Here is a 19,741-nt window from a genome sequence, read left to right as displayed (position 1 = left end):
GTTACGGCTCGCATAAACCGCTCTGAGCAGCGGTTTTCGCCCCTCTCGTCTGAGAAGTTCCTGAGAAGCACCGCAGCGCGAGGACAATCTCCCGCCAGGACCCGAACCGACCGGCGCGCGGTCGCCGTGTGATCACACCGGCCTGATCAATCCGTGCCGTACCAATCCGGTGACCACGGACAACGCGTCGGCCGCGAACTCGGCGCTCACCTGCTCGGATCCGTGTGCGAGCGCCAGCAGCTCGATCAGCTCGTACAACGGAAGGCCCTCGGCGTGCATTCCCGCCAGCAGTGCGATCGTGGCCTCATCCACTTCGTGCTGCCAGCGGGGCCCGTCACCGCGGTGCAGCCGCGCCACCTCCGGCGCCCAGCCCTCTTCGCCCCGCAGATACACCCGTTCCAGTGCTGTCGCCGGGTCCACGGCGAAACGCGAAGACCATGCGAGACTTTCGTCACCGGCGACAGCCCGCAACCAGGCCGAGCGCTCGAAATACCGGACGGCTTCCTCGCCGAGCGGATCCTCGAAGCCGTGGGTGAGATCCTCGGCGAGCAGTTCGGTCGGCCCGTCGATGCTGCGCAGGTAGACGAAACCGAACCCGATGCCCTCGACGTCGGCGGCCTCGAAAGCGTCCAGCCAGCGCTCCGCGCGAGCCTGCGCGGCCGGATCTCGCGGATCCGCTCCCGCGTCCCGCAACCAGGTGCCCACATAAAGCGCGGGATCGGCGACGTCCCGTTGCACCACCCAGGCGTCCACGCCGTGCGCGGGCAACCAGGAGGCGACCCGCCCGCGCCAGTCCTCGTTCTCGACATGGACCCACGCGGCGAGCATCGCGGCGGTGCCACCGGGGGCGAGCAGGTCGGCGGCCTGCGCGATCACCAATTCGCTCGCGCCGTCGAGCGCGAGGCCGGAATCGCGATAGGTGTGCTCGACGCGCCCGGGACCCACCACGAAGGGCGGATTGGCCACCACCTGGTCGAAGCGCCTGCCCCGCACCGGTTCGAACCAGGAACCCTCCATCAGTTCGATGTCCAGCTCGTTGAGCGCCGCGGTGGCCTCGGCCAGCCACAGCGCCCTGGGATTGACATCGGTGGCGGTCACGCGCCGCGCGTAGGACGCGGCGTGCACCGCCTGTACGCCGCAGCCGGTGCCGAGATCGAGCACCGTGCCGACCGGCCGGGTGGGCGTGGCGCGCAGCAGCGAGAGGGAGGCGTGGCCGACGCCGAGGACGTGCTCCTCGGTCAGGGTGCGCCGGTGCATCGAATCGTCGAGGTCGGACAGGACCCATCGGGTGCCCGCGCCCGCGTCCAGCGGCCGCAGGTCCAGCGCCGCCCGCACCTGGTCGCCGTCGCGGTCGAGCAGGCCCGCGGCGACCGCGCGGTCGATCGCCACGGGTGCGATCGCCCCGGCCACCTCCCGTTCGGGCAGCGCGTCGCCGAGCAGCAGAAGGCGGATCAGCGTGCCCAGCTCTCCGGCCCGGCGTGCCGCGCGGCGCACCGGCACCGGCTCCGACCGGCCCAGCGCGGCGTGCGCGTCGCCGAGTACCTCGAGCAGGGTGTCGGCGTCGTAGCCCACCCTCGTCAGCGCGGTCCGCAGGTCCGGGCACAGCGCGGTGAGCAGCGATCCCGTGGTCGTCGATCGGTTCGTAGACACACCGGTACTCTGCCACCGCGACCACCGGGCGCGGATCGAGCGCCCACTGTGTCACGGGACCTCGACGTGGCGGACGTCCCCGTGTCGGGCCTGTGGGATTGTCGTCCGTGCCGCTGTGCCGCTGTGCCGCTGTGCCGCTGTGCCGCTGTGCCGCTGTGCCGCTGTGCCGCTGTGCCGCTGTGCCGCTGTGCCGCTGTGCCGCTGTGCCGAGGCCGATCAGACTCCGCTGGGATCGCGTCCGGTGACGCAGTACAGCGCGTCGGCCGGATCGCTCAGGACGATCCAATGTTCATGACGCTCCACCACGGTCGCGCCGAGCGACTCGTGCCACGCGGCGGTGGCTTCGATGTCGCTCGCGGCCAGGTCGACATGCGCGCTGGTCGGGCGGTTCTCACCGAGGCGCTGCAACAGCAGCTGCACGGGTAACTGCTGTTCCTCGGAGCGCAGGCGGGCGAATTCCGGCCGCCTGCCGGGCTGGAAAGCCCACCCGGTCAGCAACTTCCAGAAGCGGGTCTCCACCTCGTGGTCGAGCGGGCCGATGTCGACGCACACCTGGTCGAGGCGTGAGAACGTGCCGTCCGGGGCCCGGACGGCGGGTGCGGGCGTGCTCCTCGCGCGGCCGCTGGGCGTCAGGCAGAACGTCTGGCCGCCGGGGGAGCGCAGTACGGCGTAGTCCGGATGGTTGGCGACCAGCTCCGCCCCTAGGTCCAGGGCGGTGCGGACGGCGGAGGGGATGTGGTCGACGTCCAAATCGAGGTGCACACCGCCGAGGCCGGTCACCGCTTGCATCTTGACGCTCGCCGCGGCGAACAGCGCGGGGTCGGGCAACAAGGTGAGGAACTCGTCGTTCGCACCGCGCCGAGGGGAGAGTTCGGTGCCGGTGACCGTGGACCAGAACTTCGCGCAGTCGTCGAAACGCTGTGTCGGGCGGTCCAGGAAGACCCAGATCCACCGAATCATGTGCACTCCTGTCTTGTCGCCCGCAACAACGGTGATCGTGGTGCGCGAGGTCCCATGCGACCCTAGGTACGCGTGCGCGCCTTGTCGAGAAGATACCGGCGCTCCCGCGATTGGCACGAATTCGATGGTATGTGGCATTTCCGCCACTCGTTGCGTGGACATGATTCCGGCAGGCTCATCGGGTGACCGAACTGCGGACGCCGCCCACGATTTCTCTCGATACCGCGCCGCGGCGGTTGCATCCGGCATGGCTGGTCGCGGGCGTCGGTTTCATCGCGCTGCTGGGCGCGGCCGGGTTCCGGTCGGTGCCCGGCGTGCTGATGGACCCGCTGCACGAGGAGTTCGGCTGGTCACACGCAACCATCGGGACCGCCGTTTCGCTGAATCTGCTGCTCTACGGTCTGATCTCACCGTTCGCCGCCGTGCTGATGGACCGTTTCGGCATCCGCAGGGTGGTGGCCTGCGCGCTGCTGCTGGTCGCCGCGGGCAGCGGGCTGACGGTGTTCATGTCCCGGCCGTGGCACCTGGTGCTGACCTGGGGACTGCTGGTCGGGGTGGGTGTGGGGTCGATGTCGATGCCGTTCGTCGCGACGATCACCGGCCGGTGGTTCGTGCGTCAGCGCGGTCTGGTCACCGGGGTGCTCACCGCCGCGGGCGCGACCGGTCAGCTGGTCTTCCTTCCGCTGGTGTCGGCGCTGGCCCACGCGCACGGCTGGCGGGTGCCGTCGCTGATCGTCGCGGCCGCGGCACTGGCCGTGGCGCCGCTGGTGCTGCTGTTCATCCGGGACTATCCGAGTGACCTGGGCGTGCGAGCCTACGGCGCCGAGCCGGACAGCGCGGTGGGCCTTCGGGTACCCGCCGCCGGTGGCGCGTCGCGGGCGCTCACAGTGCTCGCCACCATCGCCCGCCGTCCCGGCTTCTGGTTGCTCGCTGGCGGGTTCGCGGTCTGTGGCGCGTCGACCAACGGGTTGGTCGGTACCCATTTCGTCACCGCCGCGCACGACCACGGCATGCCACCGACCACCGCCGCGAGCCTGCTGGCCGTGATCGGCATCTTCGACGTGGCAGGCACCATCGCCTCGGGCTGGCTGACCGACCGGATGGACCCGCGGTACCTGTTGATCGGCTACTACACGTTGCGCGGTCTGTCGCTGCTGATCCTGCCCGCGCTGCTCGGTCCAAACACCCAGCCGAGCCTGTGGGTGTTCATCATCTTCTACGGCCTGGACTGGGTGGCCACGGTGCCGCCGACGGTCGTGCTGTGCCGCGAACTGTTCGGCGCCGATGGTCCGGTCGCGTTCGGCTGGGTGTTCGCCGCCCATCAGATCGGCTCGGCGGTGGCGGCCACCGGTGCCGGTGTCATCCGCGACCTCCAGGGCAGCTACGACCTCGCCTGGTATCTCGCGGGCGGTCTGTGCGGAGCCGCCGCGGTGATGTCGGCGGTCATCCGCCGGGCTCCGGCCCCCGCCGGGGCGTTCGACTCGCGGTGAGTAGGCGCCCCGGAGAACTCAGCCGTCGATGGCGTTGTGCGGACGCGACTCGATGGCGGTGCGGGGACGATCCCAGCGACTGGGCTCGTCCTTGCGGCGGGGTGGGCGATCGTTGGCGATCAGCACCGCGATCCAGGGCAGCGGGATCGACGCGACGATGATCAGGATGGACAGCAGCGGATTGCCGAACGTGCTGTAGGCGATCGCGGCGAGAACCAGGCACGGTATGCGGAACGCCATGATGATCGTGTACCGGCGCACCCTGGCCCGGTGCTGGTCTTCGAGAGAGGGCGCCGCCTCGGTGATCAGCACCGGGTGTTTGTCGTCATTGCCTGGGAAGTATCCGGGGGAACGGCGGGGCTGCGTCGGCATCGTCACGTCGGGGTGCTCTTCGCGGTCGCGGCCGTCGGCGGATGAGGAATCGCCGTTCTGCTGCATACCCCGAGTCTTCCACTCGCGCTCGATCCGCGCACATACGGTCGTCTTCTGCTCCGAGATCGTGGGGCGCATCCGATGCGATCCCGTGATCGGCCTCCGCTCCGAGAACAAGGTCACCGCTGATGCGGCACCGTGCTCGGCCAGGTACCGCGCGATGCGGCATCATGGAATGCGTGAGCACCGACACCATGGTTCGCCCGGATACGACGACCGACGAGACGACGGGCGACGACACCCCGAAGTTCTTCCACTATGTGAAGAAGGACAGGATCGCCGAGAGCGCCGTCATGGGCACCCACGTGGTCGCGCTGTGCGGAGAGGTCTTCCCGGTGACCCGCTCGCCCAAGCCCGGCTCTCCGGTGTGCCCGGAGTGCAAGAAGGTCTACGACGGCCTACGCAAGGGCGAGTGAGACCTACAACTCGCCGGACGAGGACCCCGCTCCGCGCAGACCGAACATGACGTGCGAGCCGTCGGGCCCGGCCTCGTCCGGGCTCGCGGCGGCCTCGTTCCGGTCTGCCGTGTCCTCGTCGGCCCCGCCCTCTCCCTCTCCGCGCACCTGGCTGGCGATCCACTCCTTCACCTGCTCCATGCGCGTCGCCCGGGCGGGCCAGAACTCCTGTACCGCCGCGTTGAACTCCGCGCCCAGGATGACCGCGAAGCCCAGGAAGAACGTGAACAGCAGGAACGCGATCGGCGTCGCCAGCGCACCGTAGGTGACGCCGGTGCGGGTGACCCAGGACAGGTAGCGGCGCAGCACGTCGCTGGCCGCCATGAAGAAGACCCCCGCCACCAGGGCCCCGCCGAAGAGCCGGTGCCAGGGCAGCGAGGTGTGCAGCGCCAGCTTGTACAGCGTGGTCAGTCCGACGATCAGCAGCAGGCCGACGCCCGGGTAGTAGAAGAAATCCAGCAGTCCCAGTCCGGTCGCCCGCCACGCGGTGGGCAGCACCCGTCCGATCAGCGTCGGGCCCAGCGCCACCAGCGGCAGGATGAACACCGACGCCACCAGGAACAGCACATACAGCAACAGGGCGAAGATGCGCTGCCACACCGGGTGCCGCGCGTCCTGCTGGCCGTGCGCCTCCACGATCGAGTCGACGAAGGTCGCCATCGCCGACGACCCGGCCCACAGCGACAGCACGAAGCCCACCGACACCACCGCGCCGCGCCCGCGCCCGAGGACGTCCTGCACCGTGGGCTCGATGAGGTCGGAGACCACGTTCGCGCTGAACAGGTCCTGGCTGAACGCGATGATCTTGGTCTCGACGATCTGCACCGTGTCCGGGCCGAACCAGCCGCCGACGTAACCGAGGCTGCCGAGTACCCCGAGCAACAGCGGCGCCAGGGAGAGCGTCTGCCAGAACGCCGCCGCGGCCGACTTGGCGAAGATGGAATCCGCCCAGGCCTTCCGGGCCACCCGCATGATCAGCGCGGCGGCGCCCCTGCTCACCACCGCCGCCCGCGCGCCGGCGCGGTCGGTCCAGGTGGACGTGCGCACGGCGGCGGCGCGGGGCGACGGTGCGTCGGTCCGCGGCGGATCGCCCGGGAGGGCGCGGTGCTCGGTCATCGTGCTTACAGCATCGCGCACTTCGGCGATCGGCATCGGACTGTGCGCGGGACGTGTCGATGCGCATCGGATGAACTGCCGCGTCCTGGCTGGTGGCCGTGTGATGCCCGTCGCGCCCGCCGCGTCGGTTTGGCGACACACCGTGGCGGGCCGCTAGGGTCGTCTGCGTGACTGGGTCGGGTGCCGCTGTGGCGGGAGAAGCGGAGACGCCGGGCGAGTCGACAGCGGCGAGTACTGTCGTCGGCGGCTCGCTCCGCGCCTGGCAGCGACGGGCGCTGACGAAGTATCTGGCCACCGGGCCGCGGGACTTTCTCGCCGTGGCCACCCCGGGCGCGGGCAAGACCACCTTCGCGCTGCGGGTGGCCGCCGAGCTGCTGGCCGACCGCACCGTGGACCAGATCACCGTGGTGGCGCCGACCGAGCACCTCAAGCATCAGTGGGCGCAGTCCGCCGCGCGCGCCGGAATCGCACTGGACTCGCGGTTTTCCAACTCCACCGGCGGCACCTCGGGTGACTATCACGGCGTCGTGGTCACCTACGCGCAGGTCGCCGCGCATCCCTTCCGCCACCGCGTGCGCACCGAAAACCGCAGGACGCTCGTCGTTCTCGACGAGATCCACCACGCCGGAGACGCCAAGAGCTGGGGCGACGCGACCGCCGAGGCGTTCGGTGACGCCACCCGCCGCCTCGCGCTGACCGGTACACCGTTCCGCAGCGACGACAGCCAGATCCCGTTCGTCGTCTACGAACCCGACGAGTCCGGGTTCCCGAAGTCCCGTGCCGACCACACCTACGGCTACGCCGAGGCCCTCGCCGACGGCGTGGTGCGGCCAGTGGTCTTCCTGGCCTATTCCGGCGAGGCGCACTGGCGCGACAGCGCGGGCGAGGAGTATTCCGCGCGTCTGGGCGAGCCGCTGAACGCCGAACAGACCGCCCGCGCTTGGCGGACCGCGCTGGACCCGGCGGGCGACTGGATCTCCGCCGTGCTGCGCGCCGCCGACATCCGGCTGCGCCAGAAGCGCGCCTCCGGTATGCCGGACGCGGGCGGTCTGGTGATCGCCACCGACCAGGACCGTGCCCGCGACTACGCGGAACTGCTCGAGCACATCTCGGGTGAGAAGCCCGCGCTGGTGCTCTCCGACGACCCGGCCTCCTCCGACCGCATCGCCCAATTCGGCAAGAGCACCCAGCCCTGGATGGTCGCGGTCCGCATGGTGTCCGAGGGCGTCGACGTGCCGCGCCTGGCCGTCGGGGTATACGCGACCAGTGCCTCCACCCCGTTGTACTTCGCGCAGGCGATCGGGCGGTTCGTGCGTGCCCGCAAGCCCGGTGAGACCGCGACCGTGTTCCTGCCGTCGGTGCCGGTGTTGCTGGATCTGGCCGCGCAGCTGGAGTTGCAGCGCGACCACGTCATCGGCAAGCCGCACCGGGAGAAGAACGGCCTCGACGACGACCTGCTGATCGAGGCGAACAAGCAGCAGGACGAGCCGGGCGAGCAGGAGAAGTCCTTCGTCGCGCTGGCCGCCGACGCCGAACTCGACCAGGTGATCTACGACGGGTCCTCCTTCGGTACCGCGACTTTCGCAGGCAGCGACGAGGAAGCCGATTACCTGGGGATTCCGGGCCTGCTGGACGCCGAGCAGATGCGCGCGCTGCTGCGCGAGCGGCAGGCCAAACAGGTTTCCGAGCGCAGTGTGCCCGCACCCGTCCCCGATCCCGGCGCGCAGGTGGCCGGAGCCGCGGAGCGGGTCGCGACGGCCGATCGGCTGGGCGAACTGCGACGTGAACTCAACAGCCTGGTGGCGATGCACCACCATCGCACCGGGAAACCGCACGGGGTGATCCACGGCGAGTTGCGCCGCGAGTGCGGTGGGCCGCCGACCGCGCTGGCCTCCGCCGAGCAACTCGGTGAGCGCATCGCCGCGCTGCGCCGGAAATAGCCCACGTCAGCCGGCGGGCCAGGCGGTCATGGCGCAGTCGATGGAGGCGGTGAGCTCCGCCGCCGACGCGCCGTCGCGTGCCTGGATGGACAGGCCGTAGAGGACCGTGGTGTAGAAACCGGCCAGTGCCGCGGTATCGGTGCCTTCCGGTAGGTCGCCCTCGGCGAGGCCGCGATCGAGCCGCCGCCGGAGATCTGCGATGGTCTCGCGGCGCTTGTCGACAAGGAAGTCGCGGATGCCGGCGTTGCGGGTGGTGTAGGTGGATCCCGCCAGCACCACCATGCACCCGTGCGGCTTGTTCTCCTCGGTATAAGCCCTCGCGTTGTCCCGCAGCATCGCCTCGACAGCCGCCCGCGCGGTCGGCTCCTCCCGCAACGCGCGGGCGGTGTACCCGCCGTCGGTGTGCCCGTAGAGTTCCACGGCCGCGCGGAACAGCTCCTCTTTGCTTCCGAACGCGGCGTACAGGCTGGGGGAGTTGATCCCCATCGCGGTGGTGAGGTCGCTCATCGAGGCGCCCTCGTAGCCGTGCTCCCAGAACACTTCCATGGCACAGCGCAGCGCCTCGGCGCGATCGAAGGCGCGCGGTCGTCCCCGTTCAGCCATGCCGGACCTTTCTGTGTCGATCGTTAAATATACCCCTTGACACCCGCGTGGACGATGCGCTTGGCTATTTATGTATTGATCGACACAAAAATTTGAGGAGTACCGATGCCGGACCTCACGGGCAAGGTCGCGCTGGTCACCGGGGGCAGTCGCGGGATAGGGGCGGCGATCGCGCGCCGCCTCGCCGCGGCGGGCGCGGACGTGGCGCTGACCTACCAGCACGCCGAAGGCCAGGCGAAGACGGTGGTCGGCGATCTGCGGGCGCTCGGCCGCCGAGCCGTCGCGATCCAGGCCGACAGCGCCGATGCCACGGCCGTGCGCGCGGCGGTGGACCGCGCCGCGGCCGAACTCGGCGGGCTGGACATCCTGGTCAACAACGCGGGGATCTTCCCGGCGAAGCCGTTCGAGGAGTTCACCCTCGCGGAGATCGACAACGCGCTCGGCGTGCACGCCCGTGCGGCGTTCGTCGGTGCGCAGGCCGCGGTCGCGCACATGACCGATGGCGGCCGGATCATCAGCATCGGCACCAACCTCACCGATCACGCGCCGTTCGACGGTTTGACGCTCTACAACCTCAGCAAGTCGGCGCTCAGCGGCTTCACCAAGGCGCTGGCGCGCGAACTGGGCCCGCGCGCGATCACGGTGAACCTCGTCCAGCCGGGCTCCACCGACACCGACATGAACCCCGGCGACGGCGCGCACGCGCAGCGGCAGCGTGACCTCACCGCGCTGGGCCGCTTCGGCGCCGCCGACGATGTCGCGGCCGCGGTGGCCTACCTGGCCGGGCCGTCCGGCCGCAGCGTGACCGGCGCGTTCCTCACCGTGGACAGCGGCACCAACACCTGATCAGCCGGAGAAATACCGTCCCGGCGGGATTCCGACCGCCCGCCGGAACGCCGCGACGTAAGCGCTCGGAGTCCCGTAGCCGACCCGGCCCGCGATCCGTGCGACCGGCAGGCCCGCGGCGAGCAGCGGCAGCGAAGCGGCCAGCCTGGCCTGCGTGCGCCACTGGCCGAAGCCGAGACCGGTCTGCGACACGAACAATCGGGCCAGCGTGCGCGGGCTGGCGGCGACGTGGACGGCGAACTCGGCGAGCGTACGCGGGTCGGCAGGATCGGCGATGAGCGCGTCGGCCACCTGCCGTGCCCGGGGATCACTGGGCCATCGCGCACCGATCGGGATCACCGGGACGGGCTCGAGCAGATCGAACACGACCGCCTCGGCCCGCGCTCGCTGCTCCCGGCCGGTGTCGGTCGTGGTGAGCAGGTCGAACAGTTCGTGCAGGAGCCGGGTCACGCGCAACATGGTCGGTACGGCGAACTCGACCGGACAGCGGCCGGGGTCGAGGAAGATGCCGCGCATCGCGGCGCCGTCGGAGGTGCCGGTTCGGTGCGCGACGCCCGCGGGGATCCACAGCGCCCTGGTCGGCGGTAGCACCCAGCGGTTGTCGTCCACCTCGACCGCGAGGACGCCGCGCGAGGCCCAGGCGATCTGGTGTTGCGGATGCTCGTGCCACTCGAACCAGTGCCTGGCGGGCAGCACTCCGACCCCGAACACCATGGCGGTCGCGCCCGCCGGAGCGGGATGGACTACGGCGTGGCCGTTCTGCGACACAACTTGTCACCGTAGCCTGTCGTGCCCGGCGCGATCCGTTCCTAGCGTCACAGGCATGGCGATGAACATATTTCACCGGTTGCTGTGCCGTTCGTCGATGTGGGAGAAGACCAGCGCGACGCGCATCGTGCCGTGGGCGCTGTCCGGCCTCGACCTGGGCTCCGACGCGGTGGAGATCGGTCCCGGCTACGGCGCCAACGTCTCCGCGTTGCTGGCCCGGACATCGGCGCTCACCGGTGTCGAAATCGATCCGGCGCTGGCGACCCGGCTACGCGAGCGGCACGGCGATGCGATGACGGTGATCGACGGCGACGGCGCCGACATGCCCTTGCCGCCGGGGCGATTCGACTCCGTGGTCTGCTTCACCATGCTGCACCACGTGCCGACACCCGGCAGGCAGGACGCGCTGTTCGCCGAAGCCCTGCGGATCCTGCGCCCGGGCGGGGTGTTCGCGGGCAGCGACGGGCTCGACGGCCGCCTGTTCCGGCTGATGCACCTCGGCGACACCTGTGTGCCCGTGCCGCCGGAGACCGCGGCCGACCGGCTGCGCCGGATCGGCTTCACCGATGTGCGGATCGACACCGGCGCTTCGAGTTTCCGCTTCCGGGCCAGACGGCCCGAGTGAGGTCGAGCCGGGAGCGGCCGGTACGAGCGGGTCGCGGGCACCTCCCCGTCGGGTGCCAGGCGGGGAAGGTCGGGGTGCGGAACCAGCCGGCAGGGACGCGTCGGCTGTCGCCCGCCCGTTCAGCCGGGCGTCGTCGTGAAGAATCGCCGCGGGTCCAGCGCACTGATCGGCGTCCACCGCGCCTCCGGTGCGGGCTCGTCCGAATCCATCGGCGCGGCAGCGAAATAGTCCTGGATCGCCAAGGCGAGGCGCGGATCCTCGTCCACTCGACGCGCCATCTCGTAGTAGACGGCCAGGACGTGGACGCACCGGGCCTTGCGTGCCGTGCACGAGCAGTCGGTGCCCGCGAGCTGTGGCCCGAGCGCGATTCCGGCCGCGCCGATCGCGCGGTGCGTGTCGTCGGTCAGGAGGGTCGGGTCCGGCGCGATCGCGGCTATCGCGGTGATCGTCTGCCGGGACAGCGGCGCCACCTCCACGTGGGTCAGCGACGCCTCGCCGCCGCGGTGGATCGTGGCCCGCACCACCCGGCCCTCGACGGTGGCTCGCACGCCGTTGTTGCGGGCGATGCTGCGCGCGCGGGGCAGCAGCGGGTCCGGCCGGGTCTGGCGCAGCGGCTCGGCCAGCCGCACCCAGTCCATGCCCCACGCCGTGTAGCCGAACTCGTTGTCCGCCATCAACTCTCCCTCTTGCGCCGCAGCATCTCGATCAGCCGGTCGTCGTCCAGGGCGGCCAGGGCCGCGATGCCCGCCGCGTCGCCCAGGTCGCGCAGCGCGGCCTTGCGGTCGTGCATGCCCGCGATGTGCTCCTCCACGGTGGTGGCCGAGGTGAGCGTGGTGACGGTGACCGTGCGGGTCTGGCCGATCCGGTGGACCCGATCGGAGGCCTGAGCCTCCACCGCGGGGTTCCACCAGCGATCGAAGTGGACGACGTCGGCGGCGCGGGTCAGCGTGAGCCCGGTGCCCGCCGCCCGCAGACTGAGCACCAGCACCGGCGGTCCGTCCGCGGCTTGGAACCGGGTGACGATCTCGGCGCGCTCGGCCTGGGAGAGCGCGCCGAGGAAGAACGGCGCCCGCACTCCGAACTGTTCGGCGAGGTGCCGCACCAGCAGCTCACCGGTCTGGCGGTACTGCGTGAAGATCAAGGTCGGACTGCCGGTTTCGAGATTGGCGGCGACGATGTCGGTGCACAGGTCGAGTTTTCCGGAGCGGCCTGCGAGTTCGTGGAGTTCACCGGTGATCAGCCCGGGATGGTTGCACACCTGCTTGAGAGCGGTCAGCGCGGCGAGCACGCGGCCGTGGCGCTCGATGCCAGCGCCGAATCCGTCCTCGACGGCTTTGTCGAGCAGCTGGTCGTAGAGCCGCTCCTGTTCGTCGGTGAGGTCGCAGAGCAGGTCGCTGTGGATCTTCGCGGGCAGCGCCGCGGCGACCTGGCTTTTCGTGCGGGCCAGCACCACGGGTTCGATGGTGTCGCGCAGACGCGCCGCGGCGGCCGCCGAACCCTCGTGGATCGGCCGCACGAAACGACGCCGGAACTGCGTCCGGTGCCCGAACAGCCGGGGCGCCACCAGGTGCAGCAGGGCCCACAGCTCCTCGAGGTGGTTCTCGACCGGCGTGCCGGTCAGCGCGACGGTCGCCGCCGCGTCGATCGCGCGCGCGGCCTTTGCGACCTGGGTGCGAGGATTCTTCAGCGCCTGCGCCTCGTCGAAGACGGCCGTCGCCCAGGCGCGCTGCGTCAGCAGCCGTCCGTGCAGCCGCAAGGTCGGATAGCCGGTGACGACGACGGTGGCGGGGTCGGCGTCGAGGGCGCCGCCGCGCCAGACGGCCACCCGCAGCCCCGGCGCGAACCGGCCGATCTCGTGTGCCCAGTTGCCGACCAGCGAGGTCGGGCACACCACCAGCTGTGGACCGCTCGCGGCCCGATCGAGCAGGAAGCCGATGGCCTGCACGGTCTTGCCGAGTCCCATCTCGTCGGCGAGCACCGCGCCGCCGTGCGCGGCCACGGTCTCGCGTAGCCAGCCGATTCCGCGTGCCTGGTAGGGCCGCAGGCGCGCTTTCAGCGTCGCCCGCAGGTCCGCGGCGATGGCCTCGGTGTCGTGCAGTACGCGCTGCGCGCGGTGCGCGGAGACGATCGCCGTGCCGGACGCGTCGGGGACGGCGTGCGCGGCGATGGGCAGCACGTCGGTATCCGTGCCGGGTGGCTCCCCGGCCAGTGCCGAGCGCACGATGCGCTGCCAGGCCGAGACGGACTCTCCGGAGTGCTCGAGCGTCGAGTCGGCGAAGGTCACGGGGTCCACCAAGGCGGCGTCGACGTCGGTGACTTCCAACGTTCCGCCCGCGGCGGCCGGGACGGCCAGCGCGACGGTCTCGCGATCACCCGGACCCACCGGGGCCGGACCCGCGGCGTGTCCCGCCCAGGTCCAGAGTGCGAACATGTGCCGATCCGGCAGATAAGTGGCATGTGTGCTGGGCAGGACGCACCCCTTGAATCAACGTATGGCGTACGGAGTAAGTTGACAACGTACACCGTACCGAGTTTGTTCCGAGGAGCCGGTGAACGACGACATCACACCCGACCGGGCCAGGCAGCTGATGGGCTTGCTCTGGCGGCACGAGCTTCCACCGCGTCCGGTGGGGCGCGGTCCGAAGCAGACGGTCACCGTCGACGCGGTGGTCGCGGCGGCGGTCGCGCTCGCCGACCGGGAGGGCTACGAGAAGGTCTCCATTCGCACGGTCGCCGCCGAGCTGGGGCTGCGGCCGATGAGTTTGTACACGTACGTGCCGAGCAAGGACGCCCTGGCGGTCCTCATGGTCGACGCGGTGGCCGACGAGGACCCGCCGATACCGGCGGATCTACCGCCGCGTGAGCGCTTGGCCGCGGTGGCCCGCCGGGTCCGTGCGGAGTTCGTGGCGCACCCCTGGCTGCTCGAGGTGCCGCCCTGGCGGCTCGTGCTCGGGCCGGGACGGATGCGCCGCTACGAGCGGCAGCTCGCCGCGATCGAGGGGCTCGGCATGCCGGACGTGGTGATGGACCGGGTGATCGCCGTGCTGACGGAGTTCGCCGCCGGGAACGCGCGCATGGCGGTGGCCGCTGCCCGCGAGACCGGGCGGATGAGCGACGCGGAGTGGTGGGAGGTGCACGGGCCGCTGCTGGCCGAGGTCATGCCGCCGAGCCGATTCCCGCTCTCGTCGCGCGTCGGGGCGACGGTCGGCGAGCTGTACCAGGCGCCCGCCGACCCGGGCGGCGCGTTCGAATACGGCCTGGCCAGGTTGGTGGACGGCATCCTCGCCGGAGTGTCCGGCGACTGATCGCCGCCCGGACACGCCGGCAGCGGGCGACCTGTGGGTCGCCCGCTGCCGGTGGAAACGGTGTTCTGTTGTCCGATGCTGTTGTGTCAGGACGCGAGGAGTAGATCAGAGTGCGGGAGCGGACTCCGTGTCGATCACGGCGTCCAGCTCACGCAGCCGATCCATGTGTTCGTTCGCGTGGTGCTGGCAGAAGAGCAACTCTCCACCTGCGGGCAGTACGGCACGCACTCGGGCAGCCGCCCCGCAGCGGTCGCAACGATCGACCGCGGTCAGTGGGGTGCTTGTCAGGGTTCCTGGCATGACTCCTCCGTCCTGGCTCCCGGTCCCGACGACCGTTCACCTGGTGTGGGGCCCGTGGTCACTCACCACGAGCTCGCTACCGCTACTTCCCAGCAGGGGTATGACTACTCTGTCAGACGTTCGGGACGGGGGACTTTGTTCCCGCGGATGAAGCAGTGTGTTTTCGATAACACGACCAGGGATTTCGCTACGGGCGAACGCCACAGGTCCTGTCGCCGATGTGCACTGCGTCACACCCTCGATCGACCGATCCAGTTGTCTACCGGGAGATTACCCGTGACCTATGACACTCACACGCTTGTTCACCTATGCACTTCGGAGGAATGGCTTTCCGCTCGGCAAACGGGGGAGTACCGTGCGCCCTCGCTCGCCGAAGCGGGATTCATCCACCTCTCGTCGCCGCAGCAGGTCCACCTGCCCGCAAACCGGTTGTTCCGAGGACGGCGCGATCTGGTGTTGTTGCGTATCGATCCCGGTCGGGTCGGGTCGCCGATCGAATGGGAGCCGGGCGTGCCGACCGATCCGGAAGCGATGCTCTTCCCGCACCTGTACGGGCCTCTGCCGGTGGCAGCGGTCACGGGCGTCGAGGAGTACCTGCCCGAGGCGGACGGGACATTCGCCCCCCGTGCGGAGTGACTATCGCTCCCGGATCTCGCGCGCCACGATGGCAGCTTGAACCCGCGACCGCACACCCAGTTTCGTCAGCACCCGGGAGACATGCGTCTTGACGGTCGTTTCGCCGATGAACAGCCGACCCGCGATCTGCGCGTTGGACAGGCCGTCGCCGAGACAATCGAGCACTTCGCGTTCCCGGTCGGTGAGTTCGTCGAGCCCGGCGGGAGCCGGTTGCGGGGCAGCCTGATTCGACGAGGCGAATACCGAGATCACCGCTCGCGTCACTTCCGGAGCCAGCACGCCGTCACCCGCCGCCACCGCGCGCACCGCCTCGACCAGCGCCCGCCCCGACGTGGATTTCAGCACGAACCCCGCGGCGCCCGCGCGCAGTGTGCGAAAGACGTACTCGTCCACATCGAATGTGGTCAGGATGAGCACCTTCGCCAGGCCCTCGGCGGTGATCCGCTCGGTGGCGGCGATCCCGTCCATCCCGGGCATCCGCACGTCCATCAGCACCACCTGCGGCCGTAGCGCTTTGGCCTGTGCCACCGCGACATCGCCGTCGGCCGCCTCGCCGACCACCTCGATGTCGTCCTCGACGTCCAGGATCATCCGCAGGCCCGCGCGGATCGCGGCGTGGTCGTCGGCGATCACCACCCGAATCGTCATGTGGCACCGGCGGAGCCGAGCGGCAGTCTGGCCACGACTTCCCAATGGCCGGAATCCGTTCCGGCGCATAAGCTTCCGCCGAGCGCTCCGGCTCGCTCGCGCATGTTCGGCAGACCGCGGCGCGTGGTCGCGGCCGCCGGGTGCGGCCGCGCCGATACGGTCCGGTTGCGGACGGATATCCTCAGCATCTCGTCTTCGGCCCGCACGTCGATGCGGACCTCCTGTCCCGGTGCGTGTTTCATAGCGTTGGTCAAAGCCTCCTGCACGATGCGATAGGCGGTCTGGTCGACCGCGCCGGGCAGCGACGCACCGTCCAGCGCGTCGCGCACTCGCACCGAGATGCCCGCCGCGCGTGCGGCGTCCACCAGGATCGGCAACTGGGCGAGGGTGCGCGGTGCGGCGACCTCCGCCGCGGTGTCGTCGCTGCGCAGCAACCCGATCATGGTGCGCATCTCCTCCAGCGCGCTGACGCTGTTGGAACGGATGGATCGCATGATTCCGGCCACCGCGGGGTCGGCGTCGCGGCGGGCAAGCACCCCGAGCGCCGCCTCCGAGTGCAGCGCGATGGCCGACAGATGCCCGGCGATCACGTCGTGCAGGTCGCGCGCCATCGTGGTGCGCTCGTCGGCGATGGCCGCGCGGCGGTCGAGTTCGGCGACCAGGGTGAGCGCCTGGGCCCGGCTGCGCTCGGCGTGCGCGACCTCCTTGTGCGTGCGCACCGAACTCGCCCACCAGATCGGCGTCGCGACGAAACCGAACGCCGCTACCAACGCCAACGAGACTGCGCGTAGGTCGCCGGTCAGCGCGAGGGCCGACACCACGATGATGCCGCAGAGCACCGACCAGGACAGGGCCGTGATCCGTGACGCCCGGCGCCCGCCGTAGAGCACGGCCGCGTAGATCAGGTCGGCGTAGATGATCCACACCGACACCGTGGCGCCGAGCCGGATGTCCACCGCCAGGGGCAGGAGCCCACCCAGCATGGCCGCGACCGGCGTCCGGCGCCGGGCGAAGGTCGCCAGGCACAGCGTGGCGAGCACGCCGAAACGCACCCACGACGACACCTGCTCGCCCTGCTCGGTCATCGTGGACAGGCCGGTGAGGTACAGCGCCGCGCCCCCGGCGAACGCGATCACCGCGCCCAGCGCATCCCGTGTCCGCTCCGGCACCTCCGACCAACGCCGCACGCCTCCATCACAGCACAGCGCCCGCGACGCGCCATCGGCCGAAGTGATGACCGATCGGGCCGCGGCCCGGGTGATCCGGTTAGTCTGGAGGGTGTGAACGTCGACGTCACCGCACTACCCGGCATCGGTGTCCGCAAGGACTTCGAAGTGCGCTCCGGTCGCCGAATCGGCGTGGTCGCCCACCGCGACGGTGATATCGACCTGATCGTCTCCAAACTCGAGGACCCCGATGCCTGTGCCGCCCAGATCCCGCTGACCACCGATGAAGCGGCGGTCCTGGCCAACCTGCTCGGTGCGCCGCAACTGGTCGCCAAACTCAACGACGACCACCGGGACCTGCCCGGGATCACCACGCGCCAGCTGCCGATCGGGGACAACTCCCCGTACGACGGCCGCACCCTCGGCGAGACCGAGATGCGCACCCGCACGAAGGTCTCCATCGTCGCCGTCATGCGGGCCGGGCAGCTGCATCCCTCGCCCGGTCCCGATTTCACCTTCACCGCGGGCGATCTGCTCGTGGTCGTCGGCACGCCGGAGGGCTTGGATGCCGCCGCGAAGATCTTGACGCACGGCTGAGCCGTGACGGACACCGCGCTCGCCCTGATCGAGCTCGGAGGGGTTCTTTTCGTTCTCGGCATGCTAGGGCGTGTCGCAGGCCGAGTCGGTATGTCGCCCATCCCGCTGTACCTGCTCGGCGGTCTCGCCTTCGGTCAGGGCGGTCTCGTCGAACTCCGGGCCGCCTACGACTTCGGCCACGTCGCGGGCGAGATCGGCGTGGTGCTGCTGCTGTTGCTGCTCGGCCTGGAGTACACGGCAGTGGAGTTGGTGACCGGGCTGCGCCGTTCCTGGCCGGCCGGTCTGATGGACATCGTGGTCAACGCGTCCCCTGGTGCGGTAGTGGCGCTGATGCTGGGCTGGGGCCTCAACGGCGCGATCACGATGGCGGGGGTCACCTACATCTCGTCCTCGGGCATCGTGGCGAAAGTCCTCGACGACCTCGGGCGCCTCGGCAACCGGGAGACACCGGTCATTCTGTCCATCCTCGTGTTCGAGGACCTGGCGATGGCGGTCTACCTGCCGATCCTCACCACGGTGCTGGCCGGGCTGAGCTGGGTCAGCGGGCTGCGCGCGCTGGCGGTGGCGCTGGTCACCATCACGCTGGTCCTCGTGGTGGCCCTGCGCTACGGACGGTACGTGTCGGCGATCGTGGACAGCGCCGATCGGGAGGTCTTCCTGCTCACCCTGCTCGGCGCGGCGCTGCTGGTGGCGGGCGCCTCTTCGGCGCTGAGCGTGTCGGCGGCAGTCGGAGCGTTCCTGCTCGGCATCGCGATCTCCGGCTCGACCGCGCGCGCGGCGGTGAAAATGCTCGAACCGCTGCGCGACCTGTTCGCGGCCATCTTCTTCGTGGCGTTCGGCTTGAGCACCGACCTCCGATCGATTCCCCCGGTATTGGGGTGGGCAATCGTGCTCGCCGTGATCAGTGTCGTGACGAAGGTGGCGACCGGCTGGTGGGCCGCGGCGCGGGAGGGCATCCGGCACCTCGGCCGTGCCCGCGCGGGCGCGGCGCTGGTCGCCCGGGGGGAATTCTCCATCGTCATCGCGGGACTGGCCGTGAGCGCGGGCGCGACGGACGGTCAGCTCACCGCGCTCGCCTCGACCTACGTCCTGCTGATGGCGGTGCTGGGTCCGATCGCGGCGCGTGTGGTCGAGCCGATGGTCGGGCTGTTGCGCAACCGCGGCCGTGCCGAGCCTTCGGTGTCCTGATCAGCTCCGCGCTCAGCGGGCCTTGCGCGCGGCCGTCCGTTCCAGCCGGTGCCAGAACAGGCTCGCGGTCGCGCCTACCGCGAGGCCGATCACGGCGGCGCACAGATGGCCGTAGTCGGTGAAGGTCGGCTCCACCCACAGCGCCGCGCCGAGCGCCACGAGGATCGTCCCGGCCCACACCGCTCGCACCCTGCCACGGAACCGGAACGCCAGCGCCGCGAGCACGGCCGAGAACCCGTAGCTGGTGCCGACATCCGCGGCGACGGCCACCCGCAGGGGAATGACGCCGCGGTCGATGGCATGGGCGATGCCGGTGACGGTCAGCAGCGTCGCCCCGATGTGGCCGGTCGCGAACAGCAGAATCCAGCGCCCGGTGCCCAGCCAGCGCTCCGCATAGGCCATGACGACCAGGAAACCGGCGATGGTCGCCCAGGGAAAACCGCCTTCGGTCCAGAACGCCGAGGCGACCAGTACCTGAACCGGGTTGTGCCGCATGTTGTACAAGTTGGTCGACGCCGAGAAGATCAGCCTGCGCTCCACCGAGTCCCCGACCCCGCGCAACGTCCACCATGTGACGAACAGCGTGAACGCGTACGCGGTGCTCGCGGGCGCGGCGCCCAGATGCCCTCGGATCGCGGGCAGGAGCCGACGCGGCGATTCGGGACGGCGCAGCCATACCCAGGTGTCACGCAGTTCGGCGCGCAGGTCGGCGGTCTGCGTCCACGGCGACCGCGGTACGGGCGAAGTCGAGGGCGGGGCAACCACCCCGCAAGTGTGCCGCGCCGGGCGTGCGCCTGCCGTGAGGCCCCGTGTGCGCTGCGTCACGGCACGAGCGAGGGTCGTCCGTACGAACTAGGCGGAAGTCGCCCCACGATCGGTCCACGGGCGGCGAGGGATCCGGAATCCGATCGAGCGCGCACAGGAGACCCGGGTCACCCGAAGCGCGACGCCCGCATCCGCCGGCCGCTGGAGGAATCGAGCGGCGCGACGAATACGGGCGTCGAGGCGATGCGACC

Annotated in this window: 21 protein-coding genes; 9 read left to right on the top strand and 12 right to left on the bottom strand. The window is 70.4% G+C overall.

The window, feature by feature from the left end; all coding sequences use genetic code 11:
- Positions 1-132: 132 nt before the first annotated feature.
- Positions 133-1,650, bottom strand: a complete 1,518-nt coding sequence (locus NG1_RS22845; RefSeq protein ID WP_084499118.1) for a DUF7782 domain-containing protein — start codon at positions 1,648-1,650, stop codon at positions 133-135.
- A gap of 216 nt (positions 1,651-1,866) precedes the next feature.
- Entirely contained in the window at positions 1,867-2,610 is a 744-nt protein-coding gene (locus NG1_RS22840) for a VOC family protein (protein ID WP_062973941.1), read from the bottom strand.
- Positions 2,611-2,792: 182 nt separating this feature from the next.
- Between NG1_RS22840 and NG1_RS22835 the strand changes: the two genes are divergently transcribed.
- Positions 2,793-4,100 (top strand): MFS transporter, encoded by a 1,308-nt coding sequence (locus NG1_RS22835; protein ID WP_062973939.1) that lies wholly within the window; start codon positions 2,793-2,795, stop codon positions 4,098-4,100.
- 18 nt (positions 4,101-4,118) lie between these two features.
- Here NG1_RS22835 and NG1_RS22830 read toward each other — a convergent pair whose 3' ends face one another.
- On the bottom strand, positions 4,119-4,472 hold the full coding sequence (locus NG1_RS22830) for a DUF3099 domain-containing protein (protein ID WP_040867981.1): 354 nt from the start codon (positions 4,470-4,472) through the stop codon (positions 4,119-4,121).
- Between the two features lie 230 nt (positions 4,473-4,702).
- Here NG1_RS22830 and NG1_RS22825 point away from each other — a divergent pair, with 230 nt between their 5' ends.
- The gene (locus NG1_RS22825) at positions 4,703-4,948 is read left to right on the top strand and encodes a DUF3039 domain-containing protein (RefSeq protein WP_085994906.1); all 246 of its coding nucleotides are present in this window, start codon (positions 4,703-4,705) and stop codon (positions 4,946-4,948) included.
- 3 nt (positions 4,949-4,951) lie between these two features.
- Here the strand turns inward: NG1_RS22825 and NG1_RS22820 are convergent, their stop codons facing one another.
- Positions 4,952-5,959, bottom strand: coding sequence for a YihY/virulence factor BrkB family protein (locus tag NG1_RS22820; RefSeq protein ID WP_168434101.1), 1,008 nt, complete (start codon positions 5,957-5,959; stop codon positions 4,952-4,954).
- 332 nt (positions 5,960-6,291) lie between these two features.
- Between NG1_RS22820 and NG1_RS22815 the strand changes: the two genes are divergently transcribed.
- Complete coding sequence (locus tag NG1_RS22815; RefSeq protein ID WP_062973937.1) at positions 6,292-8,043, top strand: DEAD/DEAH box helicase; 1,752 nt, start codon at positions 6,292-6,294, stop codon at positions 8,041-8,043.
- Between the two features lie 6 nt (positions 8,044-8,049).
- Here the strand turns inward: NG1_RS22815 and NG1_RS22810 are convergent, their stop codons facing one another.
- Positions 8,050-8,646, bottom strand: coding sequence for a TetR/AcrR family transcriptional regulator (locus NG1_RS22810; RefSeq protein ID WP_062973935.1), 597 nt, complete (start codon positions 8,644-8,646; stop codon positions 8,050-8,052).
- 105 nt (positions 8,647-8,751) lie between these two features.
- On the opposite strand from NG1_RS22810, the gene NG1_RS22805 reads away from it, so the two are divergent.
- Positions 8,752-9,492 (top strand): SDR family NAD(P)-dependent oxidoreductase, encoded by a 741-nt coding sequence (locus NG1_RS22805; protein WP_062973933.1) that lies wholly within the window; start codon positions 8,752-8,754, stop codon positions 9,490-9,492.
- On the opposite strand, the gene NG1_RS22800 is transcribed toward NG1_RS22805, so the two are convergent.
- Positions 9,493-10,260 carry an AraC family transcriptional regulator gene (locus tag NG1_RS22800; protein ID WP_245660004.1) on the bottom strand — a complete coding sequence of 256 codons (768 nt, stop codon included), beginning with the start codon at positions 10,258-10,260 and terminating at the stop codon, positions 9,493-9,495.
- 55 nt (positions 10,261-10,315) lie between these two features.
- Here NG1_RS22800 and NG1_RS22795 point away from each other — a divergent pair, with 55 nt between their 5' ends.
- Entirely contained in the window at positions 10,316-10,885 is a 570-nt protein-coding gene (locus tag NG1_RS22795; protein ID WP_084499117.1) for a class I SAM-dependent methyltransferase, read from the top strand.
- Positions 10,886-11,004: 119 nt separating this feature from the next.
- Here the strand turns inward: NG1_RS22795 and NG1_RS22790 are convergent, their stop codons facing one another.
- A complete protein-coding gene (locus NG1_RS22790) occupies positions 11,005-11,559 on the bottom strand; it encodes an SWIM zinc finger family protein (protein WP_062973931.1) in 555 nt (184 codons plus the stop codon).
- Positions 11,559-13,316, bottom strand: a complete 1,758-nt coding sequence (locus NG1_RS22785) for a DEAD/DEAH box helicase (RefSeq protein WP_062973929.1) — start codon at positions 13,314-13,316, stop codon at positions 11,559-11,561. Before NG1_RS22785 ends, NG1_RS22790 begins: the two co-directional genes overlap by 1 nt.
- 157 nt (positions 13,317-13,473) lie before the next feature.
- On the opposite strand from NG1_RS22785, the gene NG1_RS22780 reads away from it, so the two are divergent.
- On the top strand, positions 13,474-14,190 hold the full coding sequence (locus tag NG1_RS22780; RefSeq protein ID WP_062974071.1) for a TetR/AcrR family transcriptional regulator C-terminal domain-containing protein: 717 nt from the start codon (positions 13,474-13,476) through the stop codon (positions 14,188-14,190).
- A gap of 105 nt (positions 14,191-14,295) precedes the next feature.
- Here the strand turns inward: NG1_RS22780 and NG1_RS22775 are convergent, their stop codons facing one another.
- Positions 14,296-14,490, bottom strand: a complete 195-nt coding sequence (locus NG1_RS22775) for a DUF7455 domain-containing protein (protein WP_036538000.1) — start codon at positions 14,488-14,490, stop codon at positions 14,296-14,298.
- Positions 14,491-14,766: 276 nt separating this feature from the next.
- Here NG1_RS22775 and NG1_RS22770 point away from each other — a divergent pair, with 276 nt between their 5' ends.
- Positions 14,767-15,126, top strand: coding sequence for a DUF952 domain-containing protein (locus NG1_RS22770; RefSeq protein WP_062973927.1), 360 nt, complete (start codon positions 14,767-14,769; stop codon positions 15,124-15,126).
- Here NG1_RS22770 and NG1_RS22765 read toward each other — a convergent pair whose 3' ends face one another.
- Together NG1_RS22765 and NG1_RS22760 are read right to left on the bottom strand one after the other, a co-directional pair.
- Positions 15,127-15,774, bottom strand: a complete 648-nt coding sequence (locus NG1_RS22765; protein WP_062973925.1) for a response regulator — start codon at positions 15,772-15,774, stop codon at positions 15,127-15,129.
- Positions 15,771-16,961, bottom strand: coding sequence for a sensor histidine kinase (locus NG1_RS22760; protein ID WP_062973923.1), 1,191 nt, complete (start codon positions 16,959-16,961; stop codon positions 15,771-15,773). The genes NG1_RS22765 and NG1_RS22760 overlap by 4 nt, the downstream gene beginning before the upstream one ends.
- A gap of 93 nt (positions 16,962-17,054) precedes the next feature.
- Here NG1_RS22760 and NG1_RS22755 point away from each other — a divergent pair, with 93 nt between their 5' ends.
- Entirely contained in the window at positions 17,055-17,537 is a 483-nt protein-coding gene (locus NG1_RS22755; RefSeq protein ID WP_040867823.1) for a cation:proton antiporter regulatory subunit, read from the top strand.
- A 3-nt stretch (positions 17,538-17,540) separates the two neighbouring features.
- Positions 17,541-18,725 (top strand): cation:proton antiporter, encoded by a 1,185-nt coding sequence (locus tag NG1_RS22750; RefSeq protein WP_062973921.1) that lies wholly within the window; start codon positions 17,541-17,543, stop codon positions 18,723-18,725.
- Positions 18,726-18,737: 12 nt separating this feature from the next.
- On the opposite strand, the gene NG1_RS22745 is transcribed toward NG1_RS22750, so the two are convergent.
- Positions 18,738-19,490, bottom strand: a complete 753-nt coding sequence (locus tag NG1_RS22745; RefSeq protein ID WP_210750154.1) for a rhomboid-like protein — start codon at positions 19,488-19,490, stop codon at positions 18,738-18,740.
- Positions 19,491-19,741 lie beyond the last annotated feature (251 nt).

It is taken from the genome of Nocardia gamkensis NBRC 108242, assembly GCF_001612985.1.
GTDB lineage: Bacteria > Actinomycetota > Actinomycetes > Mycobacteriales > Mycobacteriaceae > Nocardia > Nocardia gamkensis.
Note: the sequence above shows the minus strand (reverse complement) of the source record. Positions and strands in the feature narration are given on the sequence as shown.

Coding starts and splice junctions, on each gene's coding strand:
- NG1_RS22840 (WP_062973941.1), bottom strand. CDS start 2,610: ATGATTCGGTGGATCTGGGTCTTCCTGGACCGCCCGACACAGCGTTTC.
- NG1_RS22830 (WP_040867981.1), bottom strand. CDS start 4,472: ATGCCGACGCAGCCCCGCCGTTCCCCCGGATACTTCCCAGGCAATGAC.
- NG1_RS22825 (WP_085994906.1), top strand. CDS start 4,703: ATGGAATGCGTGAGCACCGACACCATGGTTCGCCCGGATACGACGACC.
- NG1_RS22820 (WP_168434101.1), bottom strand. CDS start 5,959: ATGCGGGTGGCCCGGAAGGCCTGGGCGGATTCCATCTTCGCCAAGTCG.
- NG1_RS22810 (WP_062973935.1), bottom strand. CDS start 8,646: ATGGCTGAACGGGGACGACCGCGCGCCTTCGATCGCGCCGAGGCGCTG.
- NG1_RS22805 (WP_062973933.1), top strand. CDS start 8,752: ATGCCGGACCTCACGGGCAAGGTCGCGCTGGTCACCGGGGGCAGTCGC.
- NG1_RS22795 (WP_084499117.1), top strand. CDS start 10,316: ATGGCGATGAACATATTTCACCGGTTGCTGTGCCGTTCGTCGATGTGG.
- NG1_RS22790 (WP_062973931.1), bottom strand. CDS start 11,559: ATGGCGGACAACGAGTTCGGCTACACGGCGTGGGGCATGGACTGGGTG.
- NG1_RS22785 (WP_062973929.1), bottom strand. CDS start 13,316: ATGTTCGCACTCTGGACCTGGGCGGGACACGCCGCGGGTCCGGCCCCG.
- NG1_RS22780 (WP_062974071.1), top strand. CDS start 13,474: ATGGGCTTGCTCTGGCGGCACGAGCTTCCACCGCGTCCGGTGGGGCGC.
- NG1_RS22775 (WP_036538000.1), bottom strand. CDS start 14,490: ATGCCAGGAACCCTGACAAGCACCCCACTGACCGCGGTCGATCGTTGC.
- NG1_RS22765 (WP_062973925.1), bottom strand. CDS start 15,774: ATGACGATTCGGGTGGTGATCGCCGACGACCACGCCGCGATCCGCGCG.